Origin of the sequence: Steroidobacter sp., from assembly GCF_036402275.1 — a bacterium.
Lineage (GTDB): Bacteria > Pseudomonadota > Gammaproteobacteria > Steroidobacterales > Steroidobacteraceae > Steroidobacter.
Window position 1 is genome coordinate 179,961 of record NZ_DASWTF010000037.1, and the last position, 12,250, is coordinate 192,210.

Here is a 12,250-nt window from a genome sequence, read left to right on the forward strand (position 1 = left end):
GCGATCAGATGATTCCGCCGTTGGCGCGCAGCACCTGGCCGTTGATCCACGAGCCATCAGGGCCGGCGAGGAAGGCAACTGCGGCGGCGATGTCGGCGGGCTGACCGAGGCGCTCCAGCGGAGCGAGCTTGGTGAGATGCGTGATCACTTGTTCCGGCTTGCCGCGCAGGAAGAGATCCGTCGCGGTCGGGCCGGGCGCGATTGCATTGACGGTGATGTTTCTTCCGCGCAGCTCGTTGGCGAGCACGTGAGTCATCGCTTCGACGGCGCCCTTGGTGGCGGCGTAGATGCCGTAGCTCGGCTGGTAGAGGCCGACGACGCTGGAGGAGAAGTTGATGATGCGTCCGCCGCTGCGCAGCCGACGAGCCGCTTCACGCAGGCCGTTGAACACGCCTTTGAGGTTGACGGCGACGGTTCGCTCGAACGTGGCGTCGTCCGCCTCGGCGAACTTGGCCAGTGGCATGATGCCGGCGTTGTTGACCAGCACGTCGATACCGCCGAACTCGGCTTCGGCGCGGTCGAACAAATTTTTGATCGCAGCCGGATCGGCCACGTCGCCCTGCACGGCGATGGCGCGGCCGCCGGCCGCGACGATCTTTGCGGTCAGGGCGTCAGCGTCGTCCGCCTTGCCCGAGTAGTTGATGATGACGTTGAAGCCGTCGGTGGCGAGGCGTTCCGCGATGGCCGCGCCGATGCCACGCGAGCTCCCCGTGACGATTGCCGTGCGGCTGGGTGAAGTGGCCATTTGTATCTCCTTGCTGTCGATCGCCCGTGATGGGAGATCCGTTGGGAGACACAATGAAGCAGCGGGCCGGTGGGGACGAGTTTTGAGCCGTGAATCGGTGTGAATCGCTGTAATGGCGCCGGAATTCAGCCGGATTCCAGCGCCGTCTTGACCTGCAAGAGCTTGATTTCCCAGCTTGGGGTGCCTTCGACCCGAGCCAGTTCCAGGCCGCGCCGCACGCAGTCGCTCGCCGACTCGCGTTGGCCGGAATCGAGCAGAATCTGGGCCTTGATCCTGAGCATTTCCGGCAGGTCGTAGGATCTGCCGACGGCTTCGCGCTGGGCAATGGCCTGGTCCAGCGCGTCGAGCGCCGGCGCCCACTGTCCGGTGGCTCGCAACGCGTCCGCCAGAATGGCCGAGCAATACGGCGCTTGAGCGACCTGACGCTCGCGATTGAGTCGCTGCGCGGCGTCTTTTAAGAGCGGCACAGCGCCTTCGTGGTCACCGAGGCCGTGGAGTAGCTCTCCCTTGAGCATCTTCCCGCCCGCGAAGTAGGGCTCCAGCGAATAGTGACGCGAAGTATCGACCAGCCGCTCGATGGCCTGCTCGGCCTCGACCCAGCGCTCGGTCCACAAGTAGACCGACGTGGCATAGAGCAGGGTCAGGCAATAGGACACGGGATGCTTGAGCTCGGCGCCTTCATCGATGGCTTGTTTCGCGACCTGCAGCGCCTTCTCCGTCTGGCCGGTGAGCCACAGCAAACGCGCGCGAACCGCGAGGCCGGGCGTGCGCTGGTCGTAGCCGAAATAACGTTTCCTGTTCGCGGGTGACGCGGTCAGATGTGACATCGCGGCTTCGCAACTCGCCAATGCCTGCATCTGATCGCCCGCCAGATGAAGCGCCATGCCGAGCATCCACTGCGCGCTGGCGATCTCTGCGTCGTTGGCGACTTCGGCGGCCGAAGCGGCGGCGTCGCGCGCCGCCGGGAAGTTTCCGGTACGCGCCGTGAATGCATGCATGCCGGTGAAGAACTCGAACTGACCTCGCTGATCGCCGAGGTTGCGGGCCAGCTCCAGGCCGCGAACGATCTGCAGCCGCACGCGCTCATCGTTGCCGAGCGAGAACATGGTGGAGATGGACAGTGTCTTGAGCAGTTGCGATTCGTGAATGCTGTCGCGATCCGATTCCGGCAGTTTCTCCAGGGCTCGCGAGCTCCACACCCGACACTCCGCCAACAACGACCAGCGCAGTAGCACTGGCGTGGCGGCGACACTCAGGTCTCGCGCGATGGCGGCGTCGCCTTGCTCGGAGAAACTCCATTCGAGCGCGGAGCGAATGTTGCCGAGATCGCGACTGTCCAATACGCCCGGCGCGGTCGGGTTTTGAGCCTCACGGCATCGGCGCGTGAAGTAACTGGCTTGTCGTGCGGCGATGAGTTGCGATTCGCCGCTCTCGGTGAGTCTCAGCAGCGCGTAGGCTCGCACCATCTCGAGCAATCGATAGCGGGGCTGGCCTTCGGTGATGCGCATCGATACCAGTGACTTCGCCACCAGACTCGCGATGATTTCGATGGTCGCAGACGAGTCTTCGTCGCCGTCGCCGACAATAGCTAGCGCGCCCGCGAGGCTGAACTCGCCCATGAAAATGGCCAGCCGGCGCAAGACGAGTTTCTCCTCCTCGGAGAGCAGGCTGTAACTCCAGTCGAGGGTCGCGCTCAGTGTTTGATGTCTTGGCAACGCCGTACGACGGCCGCGCCAGGCCAGGGCGAGTTGCTGTTCGAGCAAATCGGCGGTGCCGCGAATGCCGAACACGCTGACCCGGCCGGCGGCGAGCTCGACCGCCAATGCAATGCCATCGAGGCGCCGGCAGATCTCCGCCACGATGGGCGCTTCTTCATCGCTCAACGTGATCGGCCCGGCCGTCGCTCCGGCGCGCTCCAGGAACAGTTGGATCGCGGGATATTCCAGAGCGCGCGCGGCCGTCAGCTCGACTTTCGTGTCTGGAGTGCCGAGGGGCTCCAGTGCATAGACGTGCTCGCCTTCGACGTTGAGCAGCTCGCGGCTGGTCGCAAGAAGGTGGACGCGCGGCGCCTCGACAAAAATTCGTTCGGCGAGGCCGCCGATCGCCTGGATTACATGCTCGCAATTGTCCAGCACCAGCAGCAGGTTGGTTTCGCGCAGGAAGGCGAGAATTTCCGGGACCGGATCTTCCTTGCGAACGGTCAGGCCGAGCGTTGCGGCGATCGCGTTTGACACACCGGCCGCGTCGCTGACTGCGGCCAGGTCGATGAACATCGCTGCGTCGAATTCCGCGGCGAGCAGGTGAGCGACAGAGACCGCGACCGTAGTTTTGCCCAGGCCGCCGGGTCCCACGATTGTCACAAATCGGGCTGCCCGCAATTGTTGTGACAATGCTGAAATGGCCGAGTCGCGCCCGACCATGCGCGTCAATCGGGCAGCGAAGAGGCGACGCGCGCTTGCTCGCGCTCGGGCACGGGTTGCGCGAAGCTGGGCAACTGCTCGGAGGTAGAGATCGCGCCTTGCGTGAAAACGGAAGCGACGAACGAATAACCCCGGCCCGGAATGTTGGTGATGTAGCGCGCGCCATCGACTCCGTCGCCGAGCGCTTTCCTGAGCGCGGCGACGTGCACGCGCAAGCTGCTTTCCTCGACGATCACATCGGGCCACACGCGTGCGAGCAGGCCCTTCTTGCCAATGACTTCGCCAGCGCCCTCGACCAGAGCGATCAAAATGTCGAGCGCGCGGCTGCCGATTTCGACGGGCGCACCGTCGCGTAACAAACGACGCTCCGTGGCATGCAGGTGAAATGGACCGAACGTGTACTCACGTGCGGTGGAGGAGTGCGGTCCCATGGTCGAGCCTCGAGCTCGTTCGCGGAAAGCAAGCATAATACCGCTCCAGGGTGATCGTGGCAGGCAATCCTTGCACATACCTGTCGCACGCTCATGACGGCGCATCGACGTCCAGCGTGGCGGCGATCTGCGATCACCAAGCATCTTCAAAATCTCGAACGCCATATGGGCGCTCGCTTGTTCGAACGATCGGCACGCGCCGTGCGGCCCACCGGCCGAGGACTTCGGTCACTTCGGCGGGCAACGTGATTGACGCATGAACCGCGTTCAATGAGTGGGTGATTCAGTTCCAGCGAAAAATTCTGGATCGGCAGTTCGAACGTCTGAGCACAACTGGGTGGAGCGCAATGCTTGGGAACTGTACGGACGGCTGGTCGACCCCTGATGCCAGTAATCGTTGCAAATGATAATTGCTATCATTAGTCTTTGCGGCCCGACTCTACGGATGGCAGGCCCTGGCGATGCGCAGTTATCGATTCCTCCTGGCAGTTGCGCCCTTGATGGCGACTGGGACTGTCGCTGCTCAACAAGACGATTCGTCCGGCGCGGACGAGGAGACGTTGAGCACCGTGATCGTCACGGCCGGGAAAATCTCGCGCTCCCTGCTCGACACACCGACCAGCGTCAGCGTGCTGAGCGCGCGGGATCTCGAACGCCGCGCGGGCCTGATGACGTCGAAGGATCTGCTCGAGTACACACCGAACATTTCGGTCGTCGGCACGGGCAATCAGGCGCCGACCGTGCGCGGTGTCGATGGGACGGGAGCGGCCAAGGGCGCGGATGCGTTCTATGCAGGCAGTCGTCCCCGTCTGAACGTTCAGATCGATGGCCGACCGGCGAGTTATAACGAAGTGACGTTCGCGGACCCGGCGCTTTGGGACGTCGCGCATGTCGAAATCCTGCGCGGCGCGCAGAGCACTTTGCAGGGGCGCAACGCCATCGCCGGCACCATCATCACCAAGACCAAGGATCCGACGTTCGAGCCCGAAGCAGTCGTGCGGGTGGGCGGCGGCAATTTCGAGCAGCGACGTTATTCGGCGATGGTGAGCGGGCCGCTCGCTGGCGACTCGGTGGCGTTCCGTCTGGCCGGCGATTACTACGCGAAACAGACCTTCGTCGAAGGCTTTCAGCCCTATCCGGGCGTGGACGATCCGGGCGAGATCAGAGGGCTGAATCTGCGCGGCAAACTGCTCTTCGAGCCCAAGTCGATCGAAGGGCTCCGGACGTTGCTCACACTGAATCATTCGGATTACACCAGCCCGCAGACCGAGAACGTCTACCGGCCGTTCGCGGACCGGAACTCGGAGTTCCCGTTGCAGCCTGTGTTCGAGCCCAAGACCACCAGCCTGATCGCCGACACCAGCTACACGCTCAACGAGCAACTCACTCTCGAAGGCGTGCTGTCCGCCACCGACCTCGGCGTGAAACGCAAATCGCCAGCAGGAAGCGGCATCGTCGACATCGACGGTCACGAATATTTGTTCGAGCCGCGTGTGCGTTTTCAGGGCGAAGGGCGGCTCGGCGGCGTCGGCGGTGTGTACCTGTATCGATCCCAGCAGGACGAGTCGATCGACTTTCCGACGCCGCAGGCGTTCGACGATCGCATCACGACCGCAGCCATCTTCGGCGAGGGCACGCTGCCGCTGACCGATGCGCTGGACCTCATCGCCGGCGTGCGCTTCGAACAGGAAAAGCACGAGCGAGAGGGCGGCGATCGGGTCGCCGTGGTCATCAGCCTCGATGAAACATATCGCGCATTCCTGCCGAAGCTGGGCCTGGCGTGGCACGTTCAGGAGAACACGACGCTGGGTGTGGTCGCTCTGCGTGGTTACAACGGCGGTGGCGCGGGCTTCTCGTTCGATGAGAACAGCGGCGTCTTCACCAACTATCAATACGACCCCGAATACGTCACGACCGTCGAGCTGTTCGCGCGCAGGGAAGCATTGGATGGTCGGCTGGGCCTGACGGCCAACGTGTTCTATTCCGAATACAAGGACATGCAGCTGAGCTACGACCTCACGCCGACGGTCTCCACCGATTATTCCTTCGTAGTGAGAAATGCGGATCGCGCCGAAAGTTACGGCGCGGAGTTGGGCGCCGATTGGTCCATCGGCTCCGGCTTCGCCGCTTATGGCAGCGTAGGTCTGCTGCGTTCCCGGATCACGAGGTATCCGGATTCGGGTTTCCAGGGGAACGATCAGCCGTTTGCTCCTTCCTTCACCGCCACGGGCGGCGTCACCTGGCGCGGGAACTCGGGCTTGGAGGCAAGCTTCAGCGGTCGTTACTCCGGGTCTTATTACTCGGATCTGGACAACCAGCCGCGCGGCAAAGTCGACCGTTACTTCGTCGCCAACGCGCAGGCGGGATATCGTTTCTCTCGTGCGCGAATCTACGCGTCGGTCGAGAATCTGTTCGATTCCGACAAGACGCTCGCGGTGTATTCCGGCGCCACTCCGCAGGAGGACGTGGCGGATATCCTGGCGCCGCGGACGTATTGGGCAGGCGTCGAGTTTTCCTTCTGATACAAGGATCAACGATAGCAGTGTATGCCCTGATAGCACCGCATTGACCGCGGGAGCGTAATGACGCTCATCCAAGGGATCGAGCCGCGGAGGTGCGTCATGACCAGCACGGGACTACTCATCCGAATGGACGCGATCCACGGCAAGGAACGCGAAGTGGAGCAATTCCTGCGTTCGGCGGTGCCGCTCGTTGAGGAAGAGCTCGGCACCACCGCCTGGTTCGCCGTGCGCTTCGGGCGCGGCGAGTATGGAATTTTTGACACGTTCCTCGACGACAAGTCACGCGAAGAGCATCTCGCCGGACCCGTCGCTCTGGCTTTGCGCAAGCACGGCGACGATTTGTTCGACTCTCCGCCGCGCCTGCAGCGAGTGGAAGTGCTGGCGGACAAGATGCCAGTCACGCACGCGTTTCCGGACACCAAGGGCTTGTTGATGCGGTTCAAGGTCAAGCCGGGCCATGAGCAGGAGGTCGAGGAGTTCCTGCTCGACGCCAAGCGGATGGTGATGGAGGAGCCGAACACCGCCGCGTGGTTCGCGATCCGCACCGAAGACGGCGAGTACGGCATCTTCGATGTCTTTCCAGACAACGGCGCGCGCTTCGTGCACCTGGTCGGTCACGTGCCGCGTGAGCTGGCCAAACACGCCATGAGCTGGCTGGGCTCGGTGCCGGAAGTGGAGATGATCAGCGTGCAGGCCGAGAAGCTCGGGATTTAACCCGAGCTTCCGGGCCGGGGGTCTCAGTTCACCTGCACCAGCACGTCGTCGAAGCCCGCCTCGATCACCGTTCCGCCGTTACTGGTGCTGTCCGCTGCCTCGAAGCGCAGCGTGATGGTCTGCCCGGCGAAACGCGACAGACTCACCGACTGCGAACGCCACACCGCTCCCACGTTGCTCGATGACGCTGCCCGCTGGAACAACGTGACCGGTACTCCATCGGAACCCACCGCGCGTACGCGAAAATAATCCGCGCTCGTCGCCGTATCGATGTGGCCGAGGTAGTACTTGAAGGTCAGGGTCGCCGTTTGTCCCGACGGCAAGGCGATGGCCGGCGACTGCATCGAAGTGAGACCGTTATCGATGTCATTCACTCCTGCATTCACGCCCGCGGCGAGTGCCGTCACCATGCAGTTCACCGAGCCGCCATAGCAGCTGTCCGGCTGCAAAGTCACGCCGTTCTGGGTCGTGGGCTGCGGATCGCCCCGCTGCCACAGGCCGCTCGTCGCGGTGTTCGCACCGGGCGTGCGAATCCAGCCGCCTGCTGCTTCGAAGTTGTCTTCGAAGATCGTGGACGATCCGCCGCCAAGTGACAGCGTCGCGGTGTATGTCGTGTCGTCGACCGGCGTGACGATCTCATGTGTCTGCGCGCCGCCGTCGGACCATGAGGAGAACTGATACGTCTGGCCTCCGGAGGTCTGCGGGCTGACGGCGCCGATCGTGCGAATGATCCCTTCCACCCCGGTGAAGGTATGCGGCGCCGTCACGGGCACTCCTTCGAGCGTCAGCTGTGCATTGGGAATATTGCTGTTCAGCGTGATCACGGAGGTCCGCGGAAGGATGTCCACAAACGTCGTGTCGGTCGAGCCATCGGAGTCCTGCACCGTCAGGATGACGCGATAGAAAACATTGGCCGATGTTTCACCGCGATCGGCGATGGTGAATGTGCCGCTGGTGACGCCGGTCGTCGGGGGCATGTGCGGATGAGTGTGATCGTCATGGTGGAAGTCCACGCGCCACGTGAATGCCGAGGCGGGCAGGGCGCCATCCTCGGGATCGGTGGCCGAACCTGAGAATGTGAATGTCTGGCCGCCGCGATACAACGTGCCGGCCGTGGGCGAAGCGATCGTCGCGCTCGGAACGCCGCCAGCGAGCACCGTCAGTGTCGCGGCGTTGCTGGTCGCCGATCCGAAGTTATTCGTGACGAGTACGGAGATCTGGGCTCCGTCGTCTGCCGCCGCCGTCGACTGAATCGTGTATGAAGATTGAGTCGCGCCGGCAATCGCCACGCCATTGCGCCGCCATTGATATTGCAGCGGCTGCACGCCAGAAGCGGAGACGGCGAACGTCGCAGGCTGTCCAGCGGTCACTGTCACGCTGACTGGCTGTTCGGTGATGGAAGGCGCCGAGTTGGCTGTGTACCGCACGCGATAAAGCTCACCGCCATTGCCGCGCGCCAGGTAGTAGAGCGAACCGTCGCGGCCCACTTCAATGTCGACCAATGAGGCAATGCCGGTAGCGAACCCCGTCGCAGTGTTATAAGCCGGGCCGCTGAGCGTGCGAATGAACCCGCTGCAGTAGTCGCCGAAGAAATAGCGCCCCGCGTACTCGGCGGGAAAGTTGGAGACGGTGGGCCGGTAGAACGCCGCACCGACGATGGCGCAGTTGGTGCCTGCGTTCGCATATACGTACGCGGGATAGCGCACACCGGCGACGCCGCCTGGCGAGTAGCCTTCAGTTGCGGGCCAACCGAAGTTCGCGCCGGCCACGGCGTGATTCACTTCTTCCCAGGCGTCTTGCCCGACATCGTTCACATGGATGCGGCCGTTGGTCGGATCGATGGCGAACGTGTAAGGGTTGCGTAAGCCGCGGGCCCAGATCGCTTGATTCACGCCGGTGGTCTGCCCGAGGAAGGGATTGTCTTCCGGGATCGAACCGTCGGCATTGATTCGCAGCAGTTTGCCATGCGTGCTGTTGAGGCTGGGCGCGTTGGCGGAATCGGCATTGTCGCCGGTGGCGATATACAGCTTTCCGTCCACGCCGAAGGCCAAGGCGCCGCCGTTGTGGATGAATGCCGTGGTCAACGCCGACAGCTCGATCAGCTGAAACTCGCTCCCAGCTTCCGCTACGTCAGGATTGCTGGCGCTCGCGGTAAAGCGCACGACTCGATTGACGCGCGGTGGCGCCGTCGGGCTCGTGTAATACAGGTAAACATAGCGGTTGGTCGCGAAGTTGGGATCGAGCGCCACCCCGAGCAAGCCACGCTCACCCAGTGTGTTGGTGCTCAATGTGACGAAAGGTTGGGTGAGCAGTGCGCCATCGCGGATGACCCGCAAGCGTCCGGCCTGTTCAGTGACGAAGATGCGCCCGTCGGGCGCGACCGTGAGGGAGGTTGGGCTCGCCAGGCCGCTTGCGATTCGAGTCTCGGAAAAGCCGGCGGGCAGGGTGGCCGCGGGAGCGACCGCAGATGCAAACAATGCCGCGACGAGTGCAACGATCGCGGCCGCGCGCTGGAATCTATTCCCCATTTCGTCTCCCCTGACGTCGGCGTCGCGCCACGTCCTGTTGCCGAAGTGGAAACTAGGCGGGCGAGCCGATAGCAAACAATGCGTACAAGCCGACGCGACAAGGAACTTTCCTGACAAAGAATCGTTTCCATAGCGTGTTGTCAGCTACGTGCGTGAGAGCGGGCGCCGCGGCGTCGAGGGCACCGGATTTCCGGTCGCTATTGCTGCTGATTCCGTTGGCGCTGAGCGCGGCGTGCGCTCAGAACCCGCAAGTCGAAACTCCCGAAGGGACGCCACCCATCGTCACTCGACAGCGATCGCTGTCCGAGGACGAGAGCGACCCGCTGCTGAAAAAAGCGCTGGAGGAATACCAGAACGACGCTGGCGTCCGCGAGCTCGTCAGCGCCGTGCGTCGCCATTCAGCGGCGCCGTTGACGACGGGCAATCGGGTCGGCGTTCTGATCGACGGTCCGCAGACCTACGCCGCCATCGAATCGGACTTGAAGGCCGCGCGCCACCACATTCATCTCGAAACGTTCATCTTCGGCGCCGACGACGTCGGGCGGAAGTTCGCAGACCTGCTGGCGCAAAAGCGGAAGGAAGGCGTGGAAGTGCGTGTGCTCTACGACAGCGTCGGCAGCATGGACACACCCAAGGAGTTCTTTGAGCAATTGCGCCAGCAGGGCATCGAAGTGCGTGAGTTCCGGCCGATGAATCCCGTGAAGAACCCGCGCATCTGGGATATTCACAACCGCGATCATCGCAAGATCATCGTGATCGACGGCCAGGTCGGGTTCACGGGCGGCATCAACATCGACAGCACGTATTCCAGCGCTTCGACCAGCCGGCCTGGGCCGAAGCGAGGCATCGAGGATGGCTGGCGGGACACGCACCTGCGGGTTCAGGGGCCCGCGGTCAAACAGTTGCAGACATTGTTCCTGGAATCGTGGAAGGACGCGGGCGACTCGGTCCAGGCGGGCGAGGGCGACAAATACTTTCCGTCGCCACGCGCCGCTGGCGACACGCTCGTGACGATCGTCGGTAATGACAGCGAGTCCGATGATCGCTCGCTCTACGGCACGTACCTCGCGGCGTTCAGCAATGCCAGCGACCGGCTATGGATCACCCACGCTTATTTCGCGCCCAATTCAGAGTTACTGGATGCGATGCGGGACGCGGCGAAACGGGGTGTCGATGTGAGGCTGATCGTTCCGGCGTTCACGGACTCGAAGCTCGTGCTCAAGGCGACACAGTCGACGTTCACGCCGCTGCTGAAGTCAGGCGTGAAGATTTACGAGCTGAAAGATGCGTTGTTGCACGCGAAGAGCGTGGTGGTGGATGGCACGGTCTCCATCGTCGGCTCCGCCAACCTGGATATGCGGAGCTTCGTCCATAACGATGAAGTCAACGCCATCGTCATCGATCGTGATTTCGGCCAGCGCATGGAGCAAGTGTTCGACCGCGATCAACGGGCCTCACAGCCGGTCACCCTGGAGCGCTGGAAGAAGCGATCGCTGTGGCAGCGGTTCAAGGAGTTCAGCGTCAAGCTGTTCGGCTATTGGCTGTGAGGCCCTGCCATGCGCGCAGGAACTCCGCACGCTGCGTGGCCTCGTCGTCGTGATAGCGCGATGAGAAATGAAACGGATGCGCTTCTCTGACCCCGGCCAGGCGCGCGACGGTGCCGGCTTGGATGGTCGTGAGATGCGACTTTCCAGCCGCCAGTTCCTGGTCGGCGTCGAGAAACACGGCTTCGATGAACAGCATGTCGGCGTCGGCCGCGAACTCGATCAGGCGCTGTCGATTGCTGTCGGTCCAGCCCACGTCGGTGACATAGCAGACCTTCTGGCCGGGCACGAACTCCAGCACGTCGCGCTTCAACTCGCCCAATGAGAATGTTTCCTCGCGAGAGCCGTCACGCGTGCGCCATCTGACATGAATGGGCGTGTCGTCGGGAGCGTCGGATCGTGCTTGCTTCTTGAGATCGGTGAGCCATGGGCCGGTGGGGAGTCCACGACTTTCGAGACGGTTCTTCCACACGTTGACGTGGGTGCTTTCCTCGAAGCGGAACGCGAGCGAATGGATGTCGTGATGGTCCAGGGCTACGGTGCGCACCAGAAATTGTTCGTCCTGGAGTAACACGCCGTCTTCAGCGGTTCCGTCAGCAAGCGGTTCGCGACGGAATTTTTCGCGGCTGCGAAAGCGGGCGCGGGCGATTGTGCCGTCGGCGCGCAACTCATGCGCTTCGATGATGAAGTCGACGCTGTAGTTGTGCACCAGATTCCAGGTATATGCCGCGAGCTTGTGCTCGACCTGGGAAATGAAATTCTCCGGGCCATACATGCGCACGCCAGTATCGCGGCCCAGACAAACGCGCAGCAGATGATCGAAGCCTGCGAAGTGGTCCATGTGCGTGTGGCTGACGAAGACGTCGCTCACTCGAAGCAGCACACGCGTGGAGAGCGACTGCACGTCGCCAATGTCGAACAGCAAGGCGCGACGTTGGAATTTCAGGTCGATGCACACACCGGGGTCGCCCCAGACCCCGTTGACCAGCTTGGCGTGATAGATCGGCCGCATGCTCGCGCAACGCCGGCGGGGCTACGAAGTTCCTGGGTTCTACCGGCCGGAAGACCCACCCCCTGGCCCCTTCCGTGCCCGGGAGGGGGAACTAATATTTTTATTTATTTCGCCTGCGGCGAGCCTCCGGAGCCGGAGTGTCCACTAATGTTGAGGCGTCGTTCGAGGTGACCTCCCTCCTTCCGGCATTGTCGAGAAAGAGGGACCTTTTCGGCACAGTGCGCCCAGGGACGGGACCCGACGACGTCGCGCGATAGCGCGACTGAGGGGGAGCACGGTGCCGGGAGGAGGTAGGTCGCTGCCGGCGACGCAGGCCACTGAGGCCGACTCAGGC

General features: G+C 62.9%; 9 protein-coding genes. 4 read left to right on the forward strand and 5 right to left on the reverse strand.

Annotation, left to right across the window (positions count from 1 at the left end; translation table 11 throughout):
* Positions 1–4 precede the first annotated feature (4 nt).
* From VGD45_RS24300 to VGD45_RS24310, 3 genes are all read right to left on the reverse strand, one after another.
* Positions 5–745, reverse strand: coding sequence for an SDR family oxidoreductase (locus VGD45_RS24300; protein ID WP_331157961.1), 741 nt, complete (start codon positions 743–745; stop codon positions 5–7).
* Positions 746–870: 125 nt separating this feature from the next.
* Positions 871–3,165, reverse strand: a complete 2,295-nt coding sequence (locus tag VGD45_RS24305) for an ATP-binding protein (protein ID WP_331157962.1) — start codon at positions 3,163–3,165, stop codon at positions 871–873.
* A gap of 5 nt (positions 3,166–3,170) precedes the next feature.
* A complete protein-coding gene (locus tag VGD45_RS24310) occupies positions 3,171–3,596 on the reverse strand; it encodes a transcriptional regulator (RefSeq protein ID WP_331157963.1) in 426 nt (141 codons plus the stop codon).
* A 93-nt stretch (positions 3,597–3,689) separates the two neighbouring features.
* Here VGD45_RS24310 and VGD45_RS34200 point away from each other — a divergent pair, with 93 nt between their 5' ends.
* The 3 genes from VGD45_RS34200 (at position 3,690) to VGD45_RS24320 (ending at position 6,832) form a co-directional block, all read left to right on the forward strand.
* Entirely contained in the window at positions 3,690–3,845 is a 156-nt protein-coding gene (locus VGD45_RS34200) for a LysR family transcriptional regulator (protein WP_349263346.1), read from the forward strand.
* A gap of 251 nt (positions 3,846–4,096) precedes the next feature.
* The gene (locus VGD45_RS24315; RefSeq protein ID WP_331157964.1) at positions 4,097–6,118 is read left to right on the forward strand and encodes a TonB-dependent receptor; all 2,022 of its coding nucleotides are present in this window, start codon (positions 4,097–4,099) and stop codon (positions 6,116–6,118) included.
* 99 nt (positions 6,119–6,217) lie between these two features.
* Positions 6,218–6,832 carry a hypothetical protein gene (locus VGD45_RS24320; RefSeq protein WP_331157965.1) on the forward strand — a complete coding sequence of 205 codons (615 nt, stop codon included), beginning with the start codon at positions 6,218–6,220 and terminating at the stop codon, positions 6,830–6,832.
* A 23-nt stretch (positions 6,833–6,855) separates the two neighbouring features.
* Here VGD45_RS24320 and VGD45_RS24325 read toward each other — a convergent pair whose 3' ends face one another.
* On the reverse strand, positions 6,856–9,360 hold the full coding sequence (locus VGD45_RS24325) for a PQQ-dependent sugar dehydrogenase (RefSeq protein WP_331157966.1): 2,505 nt from the start codon (positions 9,358–9,360) through the stop codon (positions 6,856–6,858).
* 134 nt (positions 9,361–9,494) lie between these two features.
* Here VGD45_RS24325 and cls point away from each other — a divergent pair, with 134 nt between their 5' ends.
* Positions 9,495–10,907 (forward strand): cardiolipin synthase, encoded by a 1,413-nt coding sequence (cls, locus tag VGD45_RS24330; protein WP_331157967.1) that lies wholly within the window; start codon positions 9,495–9,497, stop codon positions 10,905–10,907.
* On the opposite strand, the gene VGD45_RS24335 is transcribed toward cls, so the two are convergent.
* Complete coding sequence (locus tag VGD45_RS24335) at positions 10,882–11,916, reverse strand: hypothetical protein (protein ID WP_331157968.1); 1,035 nt, start codon at positions 11,914–11,916, stop codon at positions 10,882–10,884. The two genes, cls and VGD45_RS24335, sit on opposite strands and share 26 nt — an antisense overlap.
* Positions 11,917–12,250: the final 334 nt, after the last annotated feature.

What these genes read in the sequence shown, in the direction of transcription:
- VGD45_RS24300 (WP_331157961.1), bottom strand. Translation starts at nt 745, where the DNA reads ATGGCCACTTCACCCAGCCGCACGGCAATCGTCACGGGGAGCTCGCGT.
- VGD45_RS24305 (WP_331157962.1), bottom strand. Translation starts at nt 3,165, where the DNA reads ATGGTCGGGCGCGACTCGGCCATTTCAGCATTGTCACAACAATTGCGG.
- VGD45_RS24310 (WP_331157963.1), bottom strand. Translation starts at nt 3,596, where the DNA reads ATGGGACCGCACTCCTCCACCGCACGTGAGTACACGTTCGGTCCATTT.
- VGD45_RS34200 (WP_349263346.1), top strand. Translation starts at nt 3,690, where the DNA reads ATGACGGCGCATCGACGTCCAGCGTGGCGGCGATCTGCGATCACCAAG.
- VGD45_RS24315 (WP_331157964.1), top strand. Translation starts at nt 4,097, where the DNA reads ATGGCGACTGGGACTGTCGCTGCTCAACAAGACGATTCGTCCGGCGCG.
- VGD45_RS24320 (WP_331157965.1), top strand. Translation starts at nt 6,218, where the DNA reads ATGACCAGCACGGGACTACTCATCCGAATGGACGCGATCCACGGCAAG.
- VGD45_RS24325 (WP_331157966.1), bottom strand. Translation starts at nt 9,360, where the DNA reads ATGGGGAATAGATTCCAGCGCGCGGCCGCGATCGTTGCACTCGTCGCG.
- VGD45_RS24335 (WP_331157968.1), bottom strand. Translation starts at nt 11,916, where the DNA reads ATGCGGCCGATCTATCACGCCAAGCTGGTCAACGGGGTCTGGGGCGAC.